Here is a 21,150-nt window from a genome sequence, read left to right as displayed (position 1 = left end):
ATCGAAGATTGCCACCACGCTCAAAAGTGTGGTTTCGGCCTTATGCTCCATCAGGATACCTCCGTACTCCCTCGCGCTCGATTAGTGACCGAGCCTTCTGGTTATCGACCTCAAAGTCTCGGGCTTGGAGCCTCAAATACGCTTCCAAGCTCTGCCTCTCGATCCGGACGGCACGCCCCACACGAGCGGTCTTGATGTCGCCGTTCCGGGCCAGCCGCCACAGTGTCGTGCGTCCCAAACCTACGAGGCGGCCCGCCTCCTCATAGGTGAGCCATGTAGGTTCGATCTTCTCGTTCATCTTTTCTCCTCTGTTCGCCTGCCGTTCCTGAACTACATGGATGTGATACCGTGTGGCTTTATGGATAGGTCAGAAGTCACATCAGAAGATCGTCTGCGGGAAAGGTTGCGGACAGATGTTGGAGCGTTACCAGACTTCGACGCGGGCATGGAAACGCTACGGGAACTGGGTGTTTTGGACGAGTACGAACGTGAGGCTTACCACTATGAAGACCTTGTGGCGGATTTTGAGAAGATCAAGGTGGCGCAGAGGAACCTTGCCCGAAGCAGCGAACGCGTTACTCTGCCTCCGGGACCACAACGGGGAGAGGAAGTACGGTCACCAGAAGCGGATCTAACCGACTACGAGTTGGAGTGCATGTATGCGGTGAGCGAGTATTACGCACTTGCTGCTACTTGGCGTCCTCAAGTCCGGCTTTTAAGAGAAAGGCTTTTGCCAAACTCGCTCCTCTCCCCGGAGGAAGCCCGAGAGCTACTGGCAACGAACGCGACCTCTGAGGGAATCGACCTCGAATATCTAGATGCAGAGGGCCGTATAGCAACGGTTACGGTGTCTCAAGGCTCCAACTTCAGGAGGTTAAAGTCTGTAGGCTCGTTGCTTGCAGGAGAGTACGGCTGGCACGAGGCTGAAGCCATTCATTTCATACTCACTGGGGAGCATTCCCTCATCCCGGCTATTACGGGTAAGCGTAGTTTGGACACTATCAGTATCTACACCTCGCCTTACGTGTCCGCCAAAACCGTGAGCGACTTTTACCGAGAGTTACGGCAACGATCAGGACGTTCCGGTGCGACGCAACCCAAAGGAGTGAGGGTGCTGCGTACGGTACTCAATAATGTACTGCAAGAGGATACGCTCCCCGACCTGAATGAGTTGAGAAAGCTCTGGAATGAGAGACATCCCGACGAAACATTTAGCAGGAGAAGGGAGTTTGAGAAAGCGTACAAAGCGGCATTCAAGGCGATAATTAAGCCGCTAGAAAAACTACCCGACGTTCACGGTCTCCGGAATAAGCTGCCTAGCGTCTAGCCTGATTAACGACACGACAATAGCATGTACAGAGTACACTACGATTGAGTAAGAGGAGAGTCTTTAATCCAGTGAGAAGGAAGCTTCCATGCCGGTAGAGGTTGGAGTATGGAGGGTAAACAATGGTGAGCCCGAAAGGTTGCGCTTTACTTCCATAGAAGCCGAATCCCGGTTGGAGGACATACTCAAGAGCGACATCGGAATACTAGACCCCACGCTGATGCTCATAGGCAGTCAGGTGCAAACCGATCATGGCGGCAGAATAGATCTACTCGCGATTGATGGTGACGGTGATGTAACCGTTATAGAGTTAAAGAGGAATATGACGCCGCGAGAGGTAGCAGCTCAGGTCCTCGACTACGCCTCTTGGGTACAGGGTCTTACGTATGAGCGGATAACTGACATCTACACGGAGCAACACTCTGGTAAGCCATTCGAGCAGGCTTTTTCCGAGCAGTTTGACACAGAGGAACTCCCCGAACGCCTTAATGAGAGCCACAGACTCCTGATAGTTGCTTCCGAGTTGGACAGCAGCACGGAGCGAATCATAGATTACTTGTCCACCAACTATGGTGTGCCTATCAATGGCGTGTTTTTCAGATATTTCAAAGATGGTGAAAGCGAGTACCTAGCTCGCACGTGGCTCATAGATCCTAATCAGGCTGAGTCACAAGCTAGCCTTGTAGCACCTACCAAATCCAGCAAGGAACCGTGGAACGGTAGGGACTTCTACGTTTCTCTAGGGGAAGATCATCGTAGAAACTGGGAGGACTGCCGGAGTTACGGGTTTGTATCTGCTGGAGGCGGGCGCTGGTATAGTGCAACGCTTGGGAATCTCTTTCCCGGGGCTCGCGTATCCGTTAACGTCCCGGGCAAAGGTTATGTGGGGATCGGCACTGTTATTGAAGAAGTAGTTCCGATAAGAGACTTTACCGTAGAGGTAGACGGTAAAATACTGTCAATACTAGAAGCTCCACATAGAGCAGATCAAATGGGAGAAGACGCTGACGATCCAAATCTCTCAGAGTATGCGGTTCGCGTAGAGTGGGAGACAACTGTACCCGTGGGGGACGCAGTGTGGGAAAAAGGCATGTTTGCGAGCCAGCATTCGGCCTGTAAGCTACGTAACCGGTTCACTCTCGATCGGCTAGCGGAAAGGTTTAAGATAAACGGATAGCCCACTAGGCCTAGCGAGTGCATATTAGACCGTCACCGTAGATAGGTGGCAGTCTACTAGAAACCGTTTGAAACAAAGAAGCTTATTAAGTTAGTAGAAGAACTACGACCCACGCACTTTGAATATCCTTAACCCCTCCTTCGCCTGTTCCCTGGTTAACTCAGTGATGGTGCCTACAATATCATCTGCTGTAGCCGTCTCTATATCCCTGTTTTGTATTTGGAGCGACTGAATGTCCTGCTCGTAGAACTCAGTAGGAAGAGCAAAAGCTATACGATCTGTACGATTTAATTCTGCCTTTATCCTAATACCCACAATACGCTTTCCCTCTTTCTCCATATACCGTTCCACAGTACCGACATGCGCATAGTGCTCGGGTATTCCCTCGATAATCCCTGTTCTATAGAACAAGGGCTTCAGACTTTTCTTGTCCCATCCCCACATGTGGAAACCTCGTAGTAGCTTGAATAGTTCCCATGTAGAAAGCAACCCAATGCTCTGATCTCTAGCGTTATCTTCCACCAAATCCCGGAAAGGGAACTCACGATCAAGTGCTGGAATGTTCCTCTGATGATTGATTACAGATAGCCCTTGAACATCTTTAGGCTTCCACTGCTTTAAACGGGGGACAAGGTATTTACCAACCGCTAGAGCATCTTCGTCTCTAGGAATACCGGCTATGCCCTTAACCTCTGCAATCAAGAAGGGCTCCTCATCGAGGATCTGAAGATCCTCCCGTCGTTCGCTCTCGGTGGCGTCAACGTTCTCGTCTACATCGACGACCTGCTCGAAACCGAGCTCCTCTAGACACTTTTTAACTGATGTAACTAGCGAATCCCCTGTCTCGGTAAGTAAATCATAGTGATGCTGTACTTTGTCTCTTTCGGTATCTACCTGCTCCCATAATTTCTCTATCCTATTTTCGGCTTCTCTTTGGACTTGCTCTATCTCCCTTTTGAGCTTGCTAATGACAATAGCCTCATACTCGGGATGCTCTAGCCACCTACCTTTTTCACTCTCAGGGAACAGCTTCGGTTTCAGTTCCAGAAGTACATCTTTCATTAGCTCGGATAGAAAGCCGGACTTATCGCCAACTTGCGGGAGTACAAGAATCAAACCCGGATGTTCCTCATCGTGGATCATCGCGCCAACGCACTCATCAAAGCGGTTAGTTGCGAGAATTTGCCAATACCCCTTAAGAGATGGGGGCGGTTGTATGGTGCATTCAAATTGAGATTTGGCTGCATATCTTTCCAAGAGAAACTGTAGTGAATCTCTCTGTGAGTCCTTTATTATTAGGTCTCGTCCCTTACTAGGTTTAACTTCTAAAGTAGTTGATATGTTTGAGAAAGACCAGCAGTTTCGGGGATAAGGCGACTTTTCGCGAAGTTGGTATGACTCTAGGGGATAGTAACCACGCCCTCGACCGATAAACTGCTTTTGAGGCAGAGACGGTGCCGCAAATATGACTAAGGCACCACCACCCTCAAGTACGCGATTCATCTGCGAGGCTGCAAAATCACAAGCCCTTGGCCGAGGATCTATAAATCCTCGATAGCACGATGCCCATACATCTAACTCTGCGTCGGATACAACCTTCCCGCCCTCTGCACTTGATCTGAAATCCTGTGGGTTTAAATCGACCAGCAGAATGTCCTGTTCTATGAGGTTCTCTGGAAGAAATGAGTTCGGAATTACTGGCAGTAATCCATCACTTTGAGGGACCTCATATGGAGCACCAAAACTAGCTTGCTGAACGTTGTAGCCTTCATTTCGTAATTGACCATAAGCTGAGTATGGGACATCGAAGGTGACGATCTCCGGCCTATCAAGCGTAGTTTCAGACAAGCGAATACTCCTATCTAGAACTTATCTCACAAATGCCCGAGCAGCCTAGGCAAGTTTCAGCGTGCCTTCCGTAGCGGGCAACTAAAACCAAAGTGTACGGTTATAGGGTCGGTCCATTTCTTATACTCTACCCTGTCGGGATTAGCGGAAGTTTCCTATTTGCGACATGGTCAAGTGCCAGAACGTGCCTCATACAATATCCTACTCAAGATCGACGTCTTACTTACAATCGAAGTGTCTAATAGTGTAGTGAAGCGTGCAAGCACAGGCGCAAGAATGAGAAGCATGATAAATCTGACTCTAATTTGACTCTAACCCGTACACACCAGCTGGAACTGCCTGCAACATCGCGAGGAAAAATCGCCTTAGATAAAGGAAAAAGCACACAACAGGAAACAGGCTGAGACACTTTTGGAGAGATTGAAGCTCACGGTGTCCACGGTTCGAATCCGTGTCCCGCCACTTCCCCAATCTGCTTATATAAAGGGAATACGACGAACATACAAAAGTCTCTGGTTATCCGTCGGGGGCTATTACCGGTTATCACATGCGAGTAGGTGTCTAGCGTGAGCGTGGCGCCCGTGTGTCCTACGTGTCCTATAAATAAGTTCCTCTCTGCGACGCAGCCGCTTCGCTGGTCCCCTCATTGGTGTGGTCGGGAGACGATTTTTACGTTAGAGTCTATGCGTCCGATCGTTATTTGGTTGTTGGGCTGGTTCCTCTGGGACCTCGGGAGAACGGAGAGGGGGCGCTGAGCGGTTGGAGAGTGGCAGGACATCCGGGTTCACCGTGCTGGTCACCGAGTATGAAGGCGTGCCGGTGGTCTCGGTGGCGGGCGAGATAGACCTGTACGCGGTTCCCAGGTTCCGCTCGGCGATGCGGGACGCGTGCGCCGGGGTGAGCCCGCAGAGCCCTGTGCTGGTGGACCTCAGCGACGTCGATTTCATGGACTCCAGCGGTCTCGGGGTGCTCATAGGCTACCACCGGGAGCTCTGTGAGTCCGGGAGCGGCCTCAGGATAGTCGCCGGGGAAGCCGCCATGAAGATACTGCGCATCACCCACCTCGATGACGTGCTCGGGGTCTACGACAGCCGGGAGGCCGCGCTATCTGGCCGGACCGATGGTCTATCCTAGAACCGGATCGTCGGATGGGTTAGACGGGCTAGGTAGCCTTCTACCCGCCCATGTCCGCTTCTCCGGGTTGACTCCCGGAGGTGCCCGCTGAACGACGTACCGGGTATAGAGGAGTTGCTAGAAGGCTCTCCGGCTTCGGTCTTCGACCTGGTGGTGCGCCGTAGCGAGTCGGCACTGGGTGGCCCCGTATGTCTGGTGCTGTTCGATCATCTCGACCTGGTGAATTTTTGCCTGACCCACGCCCATCCGGGTAGTACGGAGCTGTCCCGGCGGCTCCCGATCGTGGTGGAGGAGGGGCTTCTCAAGAAGGTCGCGCAGGGCCACGAGGTCGTCCATGCCCCCGCTTCTGGATGGCAGTTGCAGCCGCTACGATCTCCCTACCTCTCCGCCGCCCCCATAAAGCTCCGGGACGAGGCGATCGGCGCGTTGTTCCTGGGGAGCGAGGCCGTGCCCGCGGAGGGGCGGCTCGCCGACCTGCAGAGCCTGGGGATGAAAGCCGGTATAACCATCAACGTCGCCGACCGGTACACCGATGTGGTCGAGACGAGGCGCCGCCGGAAGACACCCTCGATAGCCGCCGAGCTCCAGAGCAACCAGCTCCCCCCGCGCGCGCTGTACACGCCCGAGGCGCAGGTGGTCGGGGGAATAGAGCCCGTCTACGACGTGGGCGGGGACTGGTTCGACTACGCGCTGGACCCGGACAGGCTCTTCATCGCCGTCTGCGACGGCGTGGGGAGGGGTCTGACCGCGGCGAGCATCTCGTACGTTACCCTCGGTGCGGTCCGCAACGCCCGCAAAAGCGGCGGTGGGCTCGGGGAGATAGCAGAGTTTGCGCACGGGGCGTTGATCTCCGCGACCAACTATGAGCAGTTCGCCACCCTGATACTCGCGAGCATAGACCTCACCACGCTCCAGATGGACCTGATAAGCGCCGCCCATCCCGACCCGATAATGGTCCCGCCTGTGGGAGCCGGCCCCCCGCAAGTGCTCTTCCCGAGCCACTCCTACCCGCCGCTGGGGGCTTTCGAGGAGAACGCCGAGTACGTCTCCTGCCGCTACGACCTGGAGCCGGGAGCGCGGGTGATCTTCGTCTCCGACGGCGCTACCGAGCGCCGCGATGAGACCGGCCATCAACTGGGCATCGAGGGCCTGCTCGGCTACATAGAAGAGGCCCGGCATCTCGTAAAAATGGACGCCCTGAGCTTCCTGATGCGCAAGGTCGAGGAGTACAGTGAGTCCGGTATCGAGGACGACGTAACCATCGTCTGCGTGGACCTGCCGCCTTTCCCGCAGCCTTTCTCGTAAACAGCGTTAAGCAGCGTTAAGTAAGGATAACCAGGGCCCGCGTGGAGCGTGAAGAAGTGGAACAACCGAGAACCGTACGAGAGAGGGCTACCCGTGAAGGGTAGCCCTCTCTCGTGCATGTCCCGGAGCCGCTATGTAAGCTCTATAGGACTCTACACAGCTCTATACGGATCCGGCCGAGATTAGAATATGTCCCGGATACCGTTCACGTAGCCCCACCAGATGGGGTCGTAGCGCACCACCGTGCCGGGATACGGGGCGTTGATCGTGTACCCCGTGCCGGTCGCGATGCCGACGTGCGAGGCCCAGCCATAGCCGTAGTTGCTGAAGACCATGTCGCCGGGATTGGCTCCGTTCCACCAGCTCCGGCCCCCGGCCCACCACTGTGACCACGTGGTGCGCGGCATAGAGACGCCGAGATTGCGGTGCACGGCCTGTATAAGACCCGAGCAATCCACGCCGTACCGGTTGGTGCCGCCCCAGACGTACGGCGTACCGAGCCACGACTCGGCCTCCCTGACCACGGCCTGACCCGACTGGGCGTGGGCCGGCTTCGACGATACCGAGGCCGCCGCCACGCACATGAGCGCCACCAGAACGATGGCTAGAACTACCCTGGACGTCATGCTAGTAGACAAAGTAGACAAGCTACATATCCGCCTTCCAACTCGCTTACATCATCAGGGAATCCTCGAAAAATTAAGGAGCCCCCCTCCTCAAGCGCGGCATAGTAACCTTTTCGAAACCCCGACGCAACAAAAACGTAACGGGTTATGTCAGAGTCACAGAACATTGGGTAGGGAAAAACCCTTTACAAATAGTAAAAGCGGCCCGAAAGTCCGTTATGGCAATTTTAACAATTTTTAATATAAAGCCTGTGTGAGGCCGGTCTGGGTGTGGTTCGGGGGCGGTAACGAGGCCCACGAGCGGCGCTTTCAGGGGAGTGTGGTAGGACCGGGTTACACTCGGCGGGTGGATGCGAGCGGAGCCCGGGTTAGATAAGTGATCCAGGTTAGTCAGGTTAATTGGATGGGCGCGTTGTGTGGGGTAGGGTTTGGGTGACTCTGGCGGCATTGGTAGCGGACGCCGGCGGACGGTGCTCGCTTTCTGCTTTCTGGTGGTCGTCTGGGGGTCCTCGTTCCCGGCCATAAAGGTCGGGTTGGATCACGCGCCGCCGTTACTCTTTGCCGGGTTGAGGACGTTGCTCGGCGGGGTTTTCATTGCGGCGGCCGCGGCGGTGTGGGGGAAGGATGCTTCGCCCGGACGAGGCATGCCGGGAGTGTCGGGGATGCTGGGCGTGTTGGCGGTCGCCACGGCGTTGAACGTGGTCTTCTTTATCGGGTTCCAGACCCTAGCGGTGATGCGGCTGCCTTCGGGGTCCGCGGCGGTGCTGATCTACCTGCAGCCGATACTCACCGGGCTCCTGGCCTGGGCTTTCCTCGGGGAGGCTCTCACGCCCCTCAAGTCCGTGGGGCTCCTGCTCGGGTTTGCCGGGGTGGTGGCGGTTAGCTCCGGGAGCCTCTCCGGCGGGTTGTCGCCGGTGGGAGTGTTGCTCGGCGTGGTCTCGGCGCTCTCCTGGGCCGGCGGCACCGTATACTTCAAGCGTCAGCAGGACGGGGGCTCGACGCTGTGGTTTGTAGCCCTCATGTTCCTCTGTGGCGGGCTGGTGCTGACGCTTTGCGGGCTGGTGGCCGACCCGTTGTCCGAGATAATCTGGAACACCGGGTTCGTCGCGAGCCTCTTGTATACCTCCTTTGCCGGGATCGCGATGGCCTGGGTGCTCTGGCTCCGGCTGGTCTCGGCGGGCGAAGCGAGCCGGGTCTCGGCCTACATCTTCTTCGTGCCACTGGTCTCGGTCGCCCTCGGGGCGGTGTTTCTGGGCGAAGAGTTGAGCTACTCCCTGATCCTGGGCGCGGCCCTGATCGTGACGGGCATCTACCTGGTGAACCGCAGGAGAGCGGGCAAAGCTTCGTAGGCCCGGACGCCGTTACGTCTGTCGGGGTAGGCCGAGATATACCGAGGTAGAGCCGGAATGTGCGGTATCCTCCGAGGGTAGGGACACGGAGCCTGGCGGCCTCGATTACACGCTAGACGCGTCGTCTCCGACGAGATAAGCGGATATGAAAAGCGGGTATGAAGATATGGGCTACCGGGGTTACCCCGGCACAGACGGCCTCCGGGCGTGGGAAGACCATGCCCGCCGCCGCATCTACCCGGCCACGAGACCGGAGAGGAACGCCCGCTGAACGGGAGAAGCTCTAAAAGCCCCAGAAGCCTCAAAAGCTCCAAAGAGCGGGAGCCGGTAGACACCACCGGGTCCCGGGAGGAGTCTCCCGCCCCTGGTGGCCCGGAGGAGACGGAGGGCAGTAAGCGACCGGCGGCGAAGAAGCCCCGGCGGCGTGGGGGCTGGATCTACGTCGTGGTCGGGCTGGCCTTCGCGGCGGTGCTGGGGTGGTTGATCTACAGCGGTCTGATCACACAGGCCATCAGGTTCGAGAACAGCCTGGATACGGAGAGCATGCGCCAGGCCATCCAGAATATCGGGCCTGCCGCGCCGCTCGCCTCCGTAGGGCTGATGATACTGCACACGTACTTTCCGTTCCCCCTGGAGATACTGGCGCTCGCGAACGGACTGGTCTTTGGCGCCTGGGGCGGCATCGCCATCACCTGGTTCAGCATGATCCTCTCGGCCTGGGTCGGGTACTCCACCACCCGGTTCGCCCGGCCGCTGGCATACAAAATAACCTCCGGCGAACGCCTGGAGAGGATGGAAGCCTGGACCGCGCGCCGCTCCACCTGGCAACTCGTGGCGATACGTTTCGTGCCAGTGGTCTCCTTTAGCCTCCTGAACCTCGCGATGGGGCTGCTGAAGGTCCCATTTTGGAAGTTTACCTGGACCACCGCGCTCGGCATCATCCCGATAGTCGTGGTCTCCGTGCTGGCGGGCAACCTGCTCCACCTGGGGCCCGTGGCCTGGATGGTGATCGGCGGCGTGGTCGTGGCCTACGTCTGTTGGGAGCTCTGGCGCTACACCTCGAGGCGCAGCCGCGCCAGCGACGGCGGCTAGGGGCGGCCAGGGGCGGTTAGGAAAGCCGGGGGCTCAGGGCTTATCCGGCATCGGCAGGGGGCACGAGCCTGCCTCCTGGTCTCCGGCCTCCACCGCCTGTAGGGTCTCCGGGTCCACGTCCGTGTGGAAGGTGGCGTGGAAGCGGTTCACCATGTTCGCAACGCCGACCAGGGCCCAGATCTCCATGACCTGCTCCAGGGCGTAGTGTTCGGTGAGCGCCCCGTAGGTTTCCTCGTCCACGGTTATCTCCAGAGTGGACCTGCGGCCGTAACGCACTATCGCCCGCTCCGAAGGCTCGTAGACGTCCTCCGGCGGGTCATCGTCGCCGACGTGGTGGATCTTGTCCTCGCTGAGTCCGACGCTCCGACCGAGCATCACGTGCGTCGGTATTCAGTAGTGACAGTCGTTCGCGACGGTCGCCGAAAGGTACGCGAGCTCGCACTCGGCCTGCGTAAGCCCGCCCTCTCTCGCGGTCACGTAGAACTCCACAAAAGGCTTCGCAAGCTGCGGGTGATTGGCCATCGCCCGGTATATGTTGAGCACCTGCCCCCGCCTTTCGCCGATCTCCCCCAGAAGCTCCCGCGTCTGCCGCGGGGTAGAGGGGTCATCCTCGTGCATGATGGGTATGCGCGCCAACTCGTCTCTCCTTTCTCTGTATTCCCAGGGTGACGGTAACAGATACGCCACGCCTCCAGAAAGCGGCGTGGCGGGTCGAATATCCGTTAGATAAGTTAGATAAGATGTGCATAGCTTGTGTACGGTTAATACGGTTAATGCACGGCTTTGGGGAGTTTTGGAGAGTCAGAGAGGAGCATCCTTGCAGCAGGACGAGGAGCCGAGGCCGCCGACGCCGCCGTTCGACGAGGAGACGGCCCGCCAGAAGGTGAAGCTGGCGCAGGACGCCTGGAACACCTGCGACCCCGAGAAGGTTGCCAAGGCGTACACCGTGGACTCCAGGTGGCGTAACCGCGACGAGTTTTTCGAGGGTCGGGACGAGATAGTCGCCTTTCTGGAGCGCAAGTGGTCGCGCGAGCTCGACTACCGGCTGATGAAGGAGTTGTGGTGTTACGAGGACAACCGCATCTCCGTGCGCTTCGAGTACGAGTCCCGGGACGCGGAAGGCCGCTGGTGGCGCAGCCACGGCAACGAGCACTGGGAGTTCGACGATAACGGCCTCATGCGCCGCCGGGACGCCTCGATAAACGACTATGAGATACACGAGTCCGAGCGCCGCATCGGGGTCGCTCGGGAAGGGAGCTAGAGTTGGTGGAGCACGTCGTGCTGTTTACCATGCGGGATGACGTATCCGGCGAGGATACGCGGGACCTTATAAGCTCCCTGAACGCCCTGGAGGAGTCCGTGCCCGGCGTCGTGGACCTTAGCGTGGGAGAGGACTTCAGCGGACGCTCCGGGGGCTACACCCACGGTCTGGTCGTCAGGCTGCGCACCCGCGACGACCTCCAGGGCTACATGCAGCACCCCGACCACCTCGCGGTCGTGGAGAAGCTGGATCAGAGGACGACCGGACGCATAGTCGTGGACTACGAGCCAGAGACCTAGGATTTTACAGAACATGGACCGGAGCTTCGGAGAAGAGGGCCTGCCGAACATAACGCCGGCCGACTTGAAGCGCCGCCTCGACGCCGGGGACGCCGGACAGAGCCTGCAGCTACTCGACGTGCGGGAACCCTGGGAGTTCGAGCGGGCTCGCATCGAAGGCTCGGTGCTGACCCCGATGTCCGTGATCGCCGAGGAGGGGATGCCGGAGCCCGACGGCGAGCGGGATACCGTGGTGATCTGCCACCACGGCGTGCGCAGCGCCCACATCGTGCGTCTCCTCGGGAGCGCCGGATTCGAGCGGGTGTTGAACCTCGAAGGCGGCCTCGACTCCTACTCCGCCGCCGACCCCGAGGTGCCCCGTTACTGAGGCCGTCTAGTGGCTCGGAAGTTTGCGGCGTCCGGCCCGTGGGGCTGGCACGCCGGGCTACCCCAGCCTGGCCCTCACCCTCTCGTACAGGGGGGCGGCGAGCCCTTCCGGAGTGGCCGAACGATCCGAAAGGAGTTTCGAGGCTTCGTCGGCGGTGGCGTCGCCCGGTATCTCGAAGGTGAGCACCACGGCCTCCGGCTCTTCGGCCTCGTCCACGCCCAGCTCCGAGAGCACGGCCTCCGTCGCCCGTTCCCGGGAGACGTCTAGCTGTCTGGAAAGGTCTCGCCCGGCCCGGTCCGGATCAAGCTCCTGACAGACCTCGATACCGCCGCCTATGCGGCGCTCCCACCACCACTCGGCCCGCACCCCGGTAAAGCTCTCCCGGACCAGCATCGTCGCCTGGTCGGCCAGATACTGGCTTATCTGCTCTGACATGGCCCGTTCACACCTCCATCATGGCCGCATCATACCCGCCTTACGCCTCCTTGCCACGGCAGCCCCGCTCCGGCGGGTTATATAATCCTGGGTGACGAGCGGTAGCGCCTGGAGGCTCAGAAGCGGGAGAGGGCGGATGCCGGACGTCGAGGATCGCGTAGAGGAGAGGTCACAGAGGCTACGGAGGTTACGGGGCCCGCGCCGGGCCGAAAGCGCGGCGGATACGCCAGCTGCCCGTCCTGGCGGACCGTCCGCCGGAGCCAGCAGGAGGCCTCTAGTCTCCTCACCGGAGATACGGAGAAGAGCGTCGTACAGAGGGGAGTAGTCCGTGAGCGGTCACCCGGTAATGGTTCACGACAGGGCGTTAGAGTCCTATGGTTTTGGCGAGGACCACCCGTTCAATCCCCTGCGCATCCGGCTCACCATCGAGCTGTGCGAAGAGCTCGGGCTGTTCGACGGGGTTGAGATGGTCGGGGCGGAGCCGGCCGCTGAGGAGGACCTCCTGGCCGTCCACAGCCTGTCCTACGTGCGTAGCGTACAGGAGGCCGGCGGAGGGGGGATGCTGGACCCGGTGAGGGCCGCGGAGCTCATGCGCTACGGTATCGGTACGCCGGACAACCCCGTGGTGCCGGGCGTACACGAGGCGTGCTCCCACGTGGTGGGCGCGGTGATGGAGGCGAGCCGGATGGTCATGGCCGGTGAGGCCGAGCACGCCATGTGCGTCTCCGGCGGCCTGCACCACGCCCTCAGGAGTCAGGCGAGCGGCTTCTGCTTCTACAACGACGCCGGGGCCGCGATAGCCCGGCTCAAGAAGGACTACCCCGGTATCCGCGTCGCCTACGTGGACACGGACGCCCACCACGGCGACGGCGTGCAGTGGATGTTCTACGAGGACCCCGAGGTGCTCACCATCTCCATGCACGAGTCCGGGCGGTATCTGTTCCCCGGCACCGGCGGCGTCGGGGAGCGGGGCCGGGGAGAGGGAGAAGGCTACTCGGTCAACGTCCCCCTCGAGCCCTACACCGGGGACGAGTCCTGGATCTCGTGCTTCGAGGAGGTCGTGCCCGAGACCCTGCGGGCGTTCGGCCCGGACATCATCATCTCCCAGAACGGCTGTGACGGTCACCGGCTGGACCCTTTGACCCATCTCGCGGCCACGACCCGCCTGTACGAGCACGTCCCGCGCCGCGTCCACGACCTCGCCCACGACCTCTGCGGCGGGAAGTGGGTCGCGACCGGGGGCGGCGGCTACGACTGGTGGCGCGTCGTGCCCAGGGCCTGGACCGCGCTCTGGGCCGTCGTCTCTCATGCAGAGCTGCCCGAGAAAACGGCCGGGGATTGGATCTCCCGCTGGCAACGCGAGTGCCCCGTGGAGCTGCCGCGCCTGATGCACGACCTGGCCGAGGAGTATCCGCCGGGCCCCCGGGCCTCGTCTATAGCGGACCGCAACCGCCGCACCGTCGAGGAGGTCCTGGAGAAGGTGCTGCCGCTAATAAAATGAGACCGGGCGTAGCCAGATCTCTGTGAACTCCGGCTACGCAATCCGGGACCGCTCGGTTAGAATATCTCCCGGTAAGGTCCGCGAGCACTCGTAAGACCCGAGAGAGCCCGGCGGTCGGGCGTCCACAGGGAGGTAGAAGCACCGTTATGAGCGAGGAGATCGTCACCCGGCGGGTTACCCGAGCCGGTGCCGGGATAACGCAGTTACCGCAGGTTATCCTGGCCACCGAGGCCCCGGTAAAGAAGCCCGAGACCCCCACGAAAAGCAAGGCCACTCCGGAGCCGACTTACAAGGTGATCCTCCACAACGACAGCAGCAACCCGATGGAGCACGTCGTGCAGTCCCTACAACAGGTCATACCCAAGATGACCCAGGAAAAGGCCGTCACGATCATGCTGGAGGCCCATACCAAGGGTAAAGCGGTAGCCAAACGCTGCCACAAGGAGCTCGCCGAGATGTACGAGGAAGGGCTCCGCTCCAGAGGCCTGATCGCCACCATAGAGCCCGATTAGAGCCCTCTACTTCTTTAGCCCTTTTCTAGCCCCCGATCTGGCTCATGGTGCGGTTTCGGGACTCCTCGGGGAGCGTCAAACCGGCGGCCGGCTTCACCCGGGCCGTCTCCCACAAAACCTTGTGTATCTCGGTTATCGGCTCTTCGGAGCGTATGGCGTCCATCACCGGCACGTCGAGGTCGGTTAGCAGGCAGGGGTGGATCTTGCCGTCCGCCGTTAGCCTCAGTCTGGAGCACCTGGCGCAGAACGGCTCCGATACCGGCGTTATCACGCCGAAGTTACCCGGCGCGCCGTCGAACTTGAACTCGTCCGCCGGGGCCGCGGGGTCGTCTTTCTCCACGGGCTTCAAATCCCCAAGCTCCGTCCTCGCCCGGTCCAGGATCTCCTTACCCGAGATAAAGAGCTTCCTGAACCTTACCCCGTCGGTGTCGCCATTCAGGGGCATGAGCTCTATAAAGCGCACGTGCAGGGCGTGCTCCTGGGTGAGCCTCGCCATGTCCACTATCTCGTCGTCGTTCACGCCCCGCATCGCCACGGCGTTTAGCTTTACCGGAGACAGCGGGGTCTCTAGGGCCGCCATGATCGCGTCCCACACCTTCTGGAAGTGATTGCGGCGGGTGATGAACTGGAACTTCTCGGGCTGGAGGGTGTCTATGGAGATGTTTACCCGGTCAAGCCCGGCATCCACCAGGCCTTCCAGGTTCTCCTTGAGGAGGAAACCGTTGGTGGTCATGGTGACGTCCTCGAAGCCCATCGCCTTTAGCTGGCCTATGAACCCCACCACACCCTTGCGCACCAGCGGCTCGCCGCCGGTGACGCGGACCTTGGTTACTCCGAGCTGTAGGCAGGCCTCGGCGAAGGTGAGCATCTCCTCCAGCGAAAGCAGGAGCTCTGGGTTCTCGAACTTTATGTCCTCCGGCATGCAGTACTGGCAGCGGAAGTTGCACCGGTCGGTGACCGAGATGCGCAGGTAATCCATCTTGCGCTCAAAGCTGTCGGTTAGCTGAACCATCTGTGACGTGCGTGCCATCTCTACCCCTGGGTTAGCTTCCACCATCATTGTATCTCCCACACGGCACCCATACGGCGTTTTAAACGGGAACCATATAGATCACACGGACCGCCGGGCCGCCGGAGGCCGAGGCGTGGGGCTTCCGACGAGGTCTGGACGTTTGGTTTATCCTGTTACAGTACTTGTTTCGGCCGGTGGGGCTGCGGGTCTCCGGGCTGATTGGAGCTGATTATCCAGTGTAGCCCCCGTCGAGAGGGGAGTATTTGACGATTTGAGACAGCACGGGCCCAACTCGCGGGAGCCCTGGAACGGGGCACTCGGAATCCCCGGGCGTAGGAGGCGTAAGAAGAGGCGTAAGATAGGGGCTGGCCGCTGACGGCGCTGGCCGTACTCGCTCCGCTGGTGCTCGCGCTCTGCGCTTCCGGGGTGGCCGCGCTCTCTGGCCTGGCTCGTCCGGCGCTGGCGGCCCCGACCGCCGCCCTGTTCGCCGGGCTGGCGGCGCTGGCCACGCTCTTCGGATGGTACTCGGGCGGCGGGTCTGTAGACGTGGCTTGGGCACCGGCGCTAGACCTCCGTTTCTCGCTGGAGCTGGACGGTCTGGCGGCGCTGTACTCGCTGCTGGCGACCGGTATAGGGTTCGCGGTGTTCGTCTACTCCTGGCGCTACCTGCCGCTCCACCTGGAGCACGAGTCGCACGCCGGAAAGCCCGAGCACGAGCACGGGGTAAGGTTCTTCGCGTTCATGGCGCTGTTTATGGGCTCGATGGTCGGGCTGGCGATGGCGCAGGATCTCATCCTGGTCTTCTTGTTTTGGGACCTCACGGCGATAGCGAGCTACTTCCTCATCGGCTTCGACCGTCACAAGGAGGACTCCCGGGCCTCGGCGCTCATGGCGCTCGTGGTGACCGGCTCCACCGCCGTGCTGTTGCTGGTGGGGGCGCTCATGCTCTATGGTGCGCACGGGACCTTCTCCATCCCGGAGCTCGCGCGTCTCACCGAGCCCGGGCCGCTCCTGACCGTGGCGGGGGGCCTGATCGCAATCGCCGGGCTCGCCAAGAGCGCCCAGGTGCCGTTCCAGTTCTGGCTGCCGCGGGCTATGGCCGCGCCGACCCCGGTCAGCGCCTATCTGCACTCGGCGGCGATGGTCGCCGCCGGGGTGCTCCTGATCGGGCGCGTCTACCCGCTCCTGCAAAAGAGCGAGACGCTGCTCACCGCGCTGATGGTCGTCGGGCTGCTCTCGATAGCGGTCGGCGGCATCTTGGCGCTCACCCGGGACGTCCTGAAGCAGCTCCTGGCGTACTCCACGATCTCGCAGTACGGATACGTGGTGTTCATGTACGGGCTCGGCGGGAAATATGGCGCGGTCGGGGCCGCACTGTACGTGATCGCCCACGCCCTCGCGAAGAGCGCGCTCTTCCTGACCGCCGGGGCCGCCTCCGAGGCAACGGGCGAGACACGGCTCTCGCGCCTGGGAGGCCTTGCGCCGAGAATGCCGGCTCTCGCGGTCGGCAGCGGGGTGGCGGCCGCCGGGCTCGCGGCGTTCCCCTTCACGATAGGGTTCTTCAAGGATGAGCTATTCTACGGGGCGGCGTTCGAGCGGGGCGCGCCGTTCGCCTTTCTCGCGCTCGCGGCGACCATCCTGACGCTCGCCTACACCTGGCGCTTCTGGAGCGGGGTGTTCCTCGGCCCGTACCGTACCGCCGCGGAGCCGGTCTCGGGGATGATGACCGGCCCGATCCTGGGCCTCGGCGCGCTTACGATCCTTGGTGGCGTGCTGGTCGGTCCTTTCGCGGACCTGGCACGGGCGGCCGGGGCGGCCTCGTACCTGGGAGCGGTAAAGAGCGTGGAGCCCGCCTATCATCTGGACGCCCGGCCCGAGAACTTGCTTGCGCTGGCGACCTTCGCGCTGGGGGCTCTTTTAATCCTGACGCGGCCGTACTGGCAGGGGGCGGCTTCGCTGTTCGCCCGCGCGGGAGAGGTGGCCGGACCGGAGAGGGCCTACAACGCGAGCGTGGACGGACTGAACCGGCTCTCGACGGTGATGCACAACATAGAGGTGCGGGACATGCGGAGCCGGGTCGCGGCCATACTCCTGCCCGCCGGGGTGCTGGTCGGGATCGGGTTCCTGGCCACCGTGCAGGGCGGCACTTACAGGTTCGGGTCCATTGACGCCCAAGACTGGCCGCTGCTGTTCGCGCTCGTGGCGGCCTCGCTCGCGACCATTGCGACGGCGTTCGCCCGCAAGCACGTGACCATCGCCCTGGTGCTATCGAGCTCCGGCTTCTCGGTGGCGGTGGCGTTCGCCTTCTTCGGCGCGCCGGACGTCGCGCTGGTCGCCGTGCTCGTCGAGACGATAGTCACCCTCGTGCTGCTCGGGATGCTGCGTCTCATCCCGCGCAAGACGCTCGAAAGTGGGGCCCGCATCCCCATCAAGGCGGTGCGGCGCAAGGCCTTCGTCGCCGTGGTCGCCGGGTGTTTCGCGATGGCGATCTCGTGGAGTACGCTATCGCAGCCGTCCTCGCCCCGTAGCGTGGCCCAGCGCCACATAGCCCTCACACCGGACGCCCACGGCAAGGACGTGGTGACGGTGATACTCGCCGACTTCCGGGGGCTAGATACGATGGGTGAGATCTCGGTCGTCGCCCTGGTGCTGCTCGGGGTGGCGACGCTGCTCGCCCGGGGGAGGCTGCCTTGAGCGCCAGGCGCGACAACCGGCGCCCCGGAGAGGGCGTGGATAAAGCGGGTAAGGCAAACTCTGGAATCAACGGCACCGCCGAAGAGGTGACGAGCATCATGACGCGGGTGGTCGCCCGGCTGCTGCTCGCGCCGACTTTGGTGGCCGCCGTCGCGATCATCGTGAAAGGCTACGCCCAGCCCGGAGACGGTTTCTCCGCCGGGGTGGTCGCCGCGCTCGGCTTACTCATGCAGTATCTGGCCTTCGGGCGCGACGAGGTAGAGCGGACGCTCCCGGTGCGGGGCATCGGCAAGCTCTCCTACGTTGGGCTCCTGATCGCGCTGACGGTCGCCATAGTGCCGCTGTTCATGGGAGATCCGGTCTTTACCCACTACCCCGCGCCCGGCTCGGACGTCATCTACATCGGCACCATCGAGCTGATAACGGCCGTCGCCTTCGACTGCGGCATCGCCCTACTGGTGCTCGGGTATGGCACCGGCGTTATAAGCCTGGTGTCGAGGGTCATGGGCGACCCCACCGTGGCGGACGTGGAGGAGAAGACCTACGAGGTCGGCCCGGTAGAGAGGCTCAAAGAGGGCCGGACGCTGTGAGCGGCTCGTGATATTCGCCATCTCGCTGACCGTGGCCATCCTCTTCGGCACCGGCTCCTACCTGATGCTCCAGCGGAACCTGGTGCGGATGGTGGTGGGGATCGTCCTGATCTCCAACGCGGCGAACCTGTTTATCATCGCCTCCGGGCTCTCCGTCGGCGTCACCCCGATAGTGCCCATACCCGAGGGGGAGACGGCGAGCGACCCGCTGGTGCAGGCGATGGTGCTGACGGCCATAGTCATCAGCTCCAGCATCACCGCGCTACTTCTGGCGCTGGTCTACAGGCTGTATCGCGCCCACGGCTCCGTGGACATAAACGACCTCTCCAGGGCCGAGATCCGGGCCGCCGAGGCCCTCGAAGAGGATGGCTCTTCCCGGCCCGTGACCCGAGAAGAGGAGCCGAGAACCGGCTCCGAAGACCCCGAGCGGGAGACCCCGGAAGAGTCCGCCCCCCACCCGGGCGGCGGTAGAGGGATGGGGGACTAGTGGCGCTGCTGGCGGCCCCCATCCTCATAACCTGGGTGTTCGCCGCGGTGCTCGCCATGCTGGATGGGCACAAACGGGTGGTAGGGTGGTTCGCGGTGGCGGGCATGACGGCGAGCTTCGCCGCCACGGTCGCGCTGGCCGTGCGGGTCGTGCGCGGCGGGGAGATAGAGATGATCTCGGGCGGGTGGCCCGAAGGGGTGGGCATCGCGCTGCGGGCCGACGCGCTCGGGGTAACGTTCGCGCTCATCTCGGGGGCGGTTATCCTGATCTCGCTTACCTACGAGGTGCTCGGCGGGGTGCGCTCCAGGACCTTCCCGGCGCTGGTTCTGTTCCTGAACAGCGGCCTCATGGGCATCTTCCTCACCGGTGACATCTTCAACTTCTACGTGTTCTTCGAGATAGCCATGACCGCCTCGTACGTGCTAACGGGCTACCGGGAGCGGGACTATCAGGTGCGGGCGGCGTTTATCTTCGCGGTGGTGAACCTTCTGGGGTCCGTTATATTCGTGATCGCGGTCGCCGGCCTGTATCACCTTACGGGCTCTCTGGACATGGACGTGGTCGCGGCGAGGATAGGCGACGCCGGGATCGCGCCCACCATCTTTATCGCGGCGGCGATCTTCGTGGCGTTCGGGCTCAAGCTGGGGCTGTTTCCGTTTCACTTCTGGCTGCCGGCGGTCTACGTCGGCTCGCACGCCCCGGTGGCGGCGATACTCTCGGGGGCGCTGGCGAACATCGGGAGCTACGGGCTGCTGCGTTTCGGCGGCGGCATACTGCCCGAGCAGCTCGCCGAGGCCCGGGTGGTGCTGCTCGTGATCGGCACGCTCTCTATAATCTACGGCGCGTTGCAGGCGATCTCGCGCCGCTCGCCGGTCGAGGTTATGGCCTACTCGTCCATAGGCCAGGTGGGATACATACTGGTCGCGCTCGGCATAGGCGGCCCTCTGGGGTTCGCGGCGGCGACGCTGTACGCGTTCGTGAACTCGCTGAACAAGCTGCTCCTGTTCCTGGCGACCGGGCTGCGGGGGCCGCTGGTGGGGGCGGCTTTCGTGATAGGGGCGTTCTCCGTGGCGGGCGTGCCGCCGGCGGTCGGGTTCCTGGGCAAGCTCTCCCTCTTTCAGGCGAGCATCGGGCTGGAGTCGCTGTGGGGCAGCGTGGTGCTGGTCGCGCTGGTCTTCGCGGGCAGCGTCCTGTCGTTTCTCTACTCTTTCCAGGTGTACCAGCGGGTGTACATGAGGCCCGGGGAGTCTCCGGCCCGGCGTCCGGGGGAGGCCAGCCCGACGATAGAGCGCGGCGGCAAGCCGAGCCCGGCGGTTGTGCGGGGGCTTTTGATAGTGGTCGCGGGTCTGGTGGTCGCGCTGGGCCTGTGGCCGGAGCCGCTACTGGTACTGAGCCAGGGCGCGGCCGAGGCGCTGTCTGCCCCATCAGCCCCAGCAGCCCCATCAGACCCTGCCGCCTCGATGGGGGGTGGCCGATGAGGATGTCCGGGGGCCACCCTTGAGCCGGGCCTTGCCTGCCATAGCATTTTTGACGCTCGTCTACGCGATGGTGCTTTCGAGCTTTAAGCCGATGGATCTGCTCGTGGGGGCTGTGGTCTCTGGCGCCCTGGTCTTCGGGTTGAGCCGGTTCCTGTTCCCCGAGCGGGGCTGGAGCGGGAGCGTGCGGGGCGGCTTTCTGCGGCGGCTGGCGGCTTTCCCCGTGTACGCGGGCGCGGTGGTGTGGGACGTGATCCAGGGCACCTGGACCGTCTCACTCTACACCCTGGGGATAAGGGAACTCAGGAGCCCTGGGATAGTCGCGGTCCCGATAGGAGAGCGCACGCCGGTCGGGATTGCGGTCTCGACGCTGGCCACGACCCTCTCGCCGGGCACCTTCCTGGTTGCGGTGGATCACGAGCAGGGAGTAATGCTGATCCACGCCATAGAGGCCGGGGACCCGGACGAGGTACGGGACTCCCTGGAGCAGATGTACCAGCGTTATCAGAAGAAGGTCTTTCCCTAGCTCCCCTAGGGTAAATCGACATTTGAGATAGCATCACTTCACTCGCGGACAAGAGACCGAGTGAGGTAGAGATGCCTAAACGCTACGAGCTTACAGACAAGCAATGGCACCAGATAGAGGATCTGCTACCCGG

The 21,150-nt window shown here is 61.6% G+C and carries 23 protein-coding genes; 16 read left to right on the top strand and 7 right to left on the bottom strand.

The features are described 5' to 3' along the window. Nucleotides 1-40: 40 nt before the first annotated feature. Nucleotides 41-298: a helix-turn-helix domain-containing protein gene (locus ABD53_RS17910; protein ID WP_047864506.1), complete on the bottom strand. Its 258-nt coding sequence runs from the start codon at nucleotides 296-298 to the stop codon at nucleotides 41-43. Between the two features lie 60 nt (nucleotides 299-358). Here ABD53_RS17910 and ABD53_RS04075 point away from each other — a divergent pair, with 60 nt between their 5' ends. Then, nucleotides 359-1,327, top strand: coding sequence for a hypothetical protein (locus tag ABD53_RS04075; protein ID WP_152670567.1), 969 nt, complete (start codon nucleotides 359-361; stop codon nucleotides 1,325-1,327). An 88-nt stretch (nucleotides 1,328-1,415) separates the two neighbouring features. Continuing rightward, nucleotides 1,416-2,504: a PDDEXK family nuclease gene (locus tag ABD53_RS04070; protein WP_200900274.1), complete on the top strand. Its 1,089-nt coding sequence runs from the start codon at nucleotides 1,416-1,418 to the stop codon at nucleotides 2,502-2,504. Nucleotides 2,505-2,606: 102 nt separating this feature from the next. Here the strand turns inward: ABD53_RS04070 and ABD53_RS16795 are convergent, their stop codons facing one another. Next, entirely contained in the window at nucleotides 2,607-4,352 is a 1,746-nt protein-coding gene (locus ABD53_RS16795; protein WP_152670566.1) for a hypothetical protein, read from the bottom strand. A gap of 759 nt (nucleotides 4,353-5,111) precedes the next feature. Between ABD53_RS16795 and ABD53_RS04060 the strand changes: the two genes are divergently transcribed. Beyond that, nucleotides 5,112-5,486, top strand: a complete 375-nt coding sequence (locus ABD53_RS04060; RefSeq protein WP_053057661.1) for an STAS domain-containing protein — start codon at nucleotides 5,112-5,114, stop codon at nucleotides 5,484-5,486. 114 nt (nucleotides 5,487-5,600) lie between these two features. Beyond that, on the top strand, nucleotides 5,601-6,791 hold the full coding sequence (locus ABD53_RS04055) for a PP2C family protein-serine/threonine phosphatase (RefSeq protein ID WP_047864502.1): 1,191 nt from the start codon (nucleotides 5,601-5,603) through the stop codon (nucleotides 6,789-6,791). Between the two features lie 182 nt (nucleotides 6,792-6,973). Here the strand turns inward: ABD53_RS04055 and ABD53_RS04050 are convergent, their stop codons facing one another. Further along, nucleotides 6,974-7,417, bottom strand: a complete 444-nt coding sequence (locus tag ABD53_RS04050; protein WP_053057660.1) for a C40 family peptidase — start codon at nucleotides 7,415-7,417, stop codon at nucleotides 6,974-6,976. A gap of 428 nt (nucleotides 7,418-7,845) precedes the next feature. Between ABD53_RS04050 and ABD53_RS04045 the strand changes: the two genes are divergently transcribed. Beyond that, nucleotides 7,846-8,766, top strand: a complete 921-nt coding sequence (locus ABD53_RS04045; RefSeq protein WP_084709288.1) for a DMT family transporter — start codon at nucleotides 7,846-7,848, stop codon at nucleotides 8,764-8,766. A 207-nt stretch (nucleotides 8,767-8,973) separates the two neighbouring features. Beyond that, nucleotides 8,974-9,858, top strand: a complete 885-nt coding sequence (locus tag ABD53_RS04040) for a TVP38/TMEM64 family protein (RefSeq protein WP_152670565.1) — start codon at nucleotides 8,974-8,976, stop codon at nucleotides 9,856-9,858. Between the two features lie 33 nt (nucleotides 9,859-9,891). On the opposite strand, the gene ABD53_RS04035 is transcribed toward ABD53_RS04040, so the two are convergent. Together ABD53_RS04035 and ABD53_RS04030 are read right to left on the bottom strand one after the other, a co-directional pair. Next, the gene (locus ABD53_RS04035; RefSeq protein ID WP_152670564.1) at nucleotides 9,892-10,236 is read right to left on the bottom strand and encodes a carboxymuconolactone decarboxylase family protein; all 345 of its coding nucleotides are present in this window, start codon (nucleotides 10,234-10,236) and stop codon (nucleotides 9,892-9,894) included. A gap of 12 nt (nucleotides 10,237-10,248) precedes the next feature. Next, entirely contained in the window at nucleotides 10,249-10,494 is a 246-nt protein-coding gene (locus ABD53_RS04030; protein WP_047864499.1) for a carboxymuconolactone decarboxylase family protein, read from the bottom strand. A gap of 181 nt (nucleotides 10,495-10,675) precedes the next feature. Here ABD53_RS04030 and ABD53_RS04025 point away from each other — a divergent pair, with 181 nt between their 5' ends. Genes ABD53_RS04025 through ABD53_RS04015 form a run of 3 tightly spaced genes read left to right on the top strand, consistent with a single transcriptional unit; the run spans nucleotide 10,676 to nucleotide 11,785 of the window. Beyond that, the gene (locus ABD53_RS04025; protein ID WP_047864498.1) at nucleotides 10,676-11,119 is read left to right on the top strand and encodes a nuclear transport factor 2 family protein; all 444 of its coding nucleotides are present in this window, start codon (nucleotides 10,676-10,678) and stop codon (nucleotides 11,117-11,119) included. Between the two features lie 5 nt (nucleotides 11,120-11,124). Then, nucleotides 11,125-11,418 carry a Dabb family protein gene (locus ABD53_RS04020; protein ID WP_235401357.1) on the top strand — a complete coding sequence of 98 codons (294 nt, stop codon included), beginning with the start codon at nucleotides 11,125-11,127 and terminating at the stop codon, nucleotides 11,416-11,418. A gap of 13 nt (nucleotides 11,419-11,431) precedes the next feature. Continuing rightward, nucleotides 11,432-11,785 carry a rhodanese-like domain-containing protein gene (locus ABD53_RS04015; protein ID WP_047864496.1) on the top strand — a complete coding sequence of 118 codons (354 nt, stop codon included), beginning with the start codon at nucleotides 11,432-11,434 and terminating at the stop codon, nucleotides 11,783-11,785. A 57-nt stretch (nucleotides 11,786-11,842) separates the two neighbouring features. Here ABD53_RS04015 and ABD53_RS04010 read toward each other — a convergent pair whose 3' ends face one another. Beyond that, entirely contained in the window at nucleotides 11,843-12,220 is a 378-nt protein-coding gene (locus tag ABD53_RS04010; RefSeq protein WP_047864495.1) for a hypothetical protein, read from the bottom strand. 328 nt (nucleotides 12,221-12,548) lie between these two features. Here ABD53_RS04010 and ABD53_RS04005 point away from each other — a divergent pair, with 328 nt between their 5' ends. Both ABD53_RS04005 and ABD53_RS04000 read left to right on the top strand, forming a co-directional pair. Continuing rightward, on the top strand, nucleotides 12,549-13,721 hold the full coding sequence (locus tag ABD53_RS04005) for an acetoin utilization protein AcuC (protein WP_047864494.1): 1,173 nt from the start codon (nucleotides 12,549-12,551) through the stop codon (nucleotides 13,719-13,721). Nucleotides 13,722-13,867: 146 nt separating this feature from the next. Beyond that, nucleotides 13,868-14,233, top strand: a complete 366-nt coding sequence (locus ABD53_RS04000) for an ATP-dependent Clp protease adaptor ClpS (protein WP_084709287.1) — start codon at nucleotides 13,868-13,870, stop codon at nucleotides 14,231-14,233. A 25-nt stretch (nucleotides 14,234-14,258) separates the two neighbouring features. Here the strand turns inward: ABD53_RS04000 and moaA are convergent, their stop codons facing one another. Beyond that, on the bottom strand, nucleotides 14,259-15,263 hold the full coding sequence (gene moaA, locus ABD53_RS03995) for a GTP 3',8-cyclase MoaA (RefSeq protein ID WP_160309620.1): 1,005 nt from the start codon (nucleotides 15,261-15,263) through the stop codon (nucleotides 14,259-14,261). A 408-nt stretch (nucleotides 15,264-15,671) separates the two neighbouring features. On the opposite strand from moaA, the gene mbhE reads away from it, so the two are divergent. Genes mbhE through ABD53_RS03970 form a run of 5 tightly spaced genes read left to right on the top strand, consistent with a single transcriptional unit; the run spans nucleotide 15,672 to nucleotide 21,017 of the window. Beyond that, a complete protein-coding gene (mbhE, locus tag ABD53_RS03990; protein ID WP_235401317.1) occupies nucleotides 15,672-17,939 on the top strand; it encodes a hydrogen gas-evolving membrane-bound hydrogenase subunit E in 2,268 nt (755 codons plus the stop codon). After that, complete coding sequence (locus tag ABD53_RS03985; RefSeq protein WP_235401315.1) at nucleotides 17,936-18,529, top strand: MnhB domain-containing protein; 594 nt, start codon at nucleotides 17,936-17,938, stop codon at nucleotides 18,527-18,529. Before mbhE ends, ABD53_RS03985 begins: the two co-directional genes overlap by 4 nt. A gap of 7 nt (nucleotides 18,530-18,536) precedes the next feature. Continuing rightward, nucleotides 18,537-19,016: a sodium:proton antiporter gene (locus tag ABD53_RS03980; RefSeq protein WP_047864492.1), complete on the top strand. Its 480-nt coding sequence runs from the start codon at nucleotides 18,537-18,539 to the stop codon at nucleotides 19,014-19,016. After that, nucleotides 19,016-20,494 (top strand): complex I subunit 5 family protein, encoded by a 1,479-nt coding sequence (locus tag ABD53_RS03975; RefSeq protein ID WP_235401313.1) that lies wholly within the window; start codon nucleotides 19,016-19,018, stop codon nucleotides 20,492-20,494. Before ABD53_RS03980 ends, ABD53_RS03975 begins: the two co-directional genes overlap by 1 nt. 19 nt (nucleotides 20,495-20,513) lie before the next feature. After that, nucleotides 20,514-21,017 carry a Na+/H+ antiporter subunit E gene (locus tag ABD53_RS03970; protein WP_084709286.1) on the top strand — a complete coding sequence of 168 codons (504 nt, stop codon included), beginning with the start codon at nucleotides 20,514-20,516 and terminating at the stop codon, nucleotides 21,015-21,017. The last annotated feature ends 133 nt before the right edge of the window (nucleotides 21,018-21,150 follow it).

The organism is Rubrobacter aplysinae, from assembly GCF_001029505.1.
Classification (GTDB): Bacteria; Actinomycetota; Rubrobacteria; order Rubrobacterales; family Rubrobacteraceae; genus Rubrobacter_A; species Rubrobacter_A aplysinae.
Note: the sequence above shows the minus strand (reverse complement) of the source record. Positions and strands in the feature narration are given on the sequence as shown.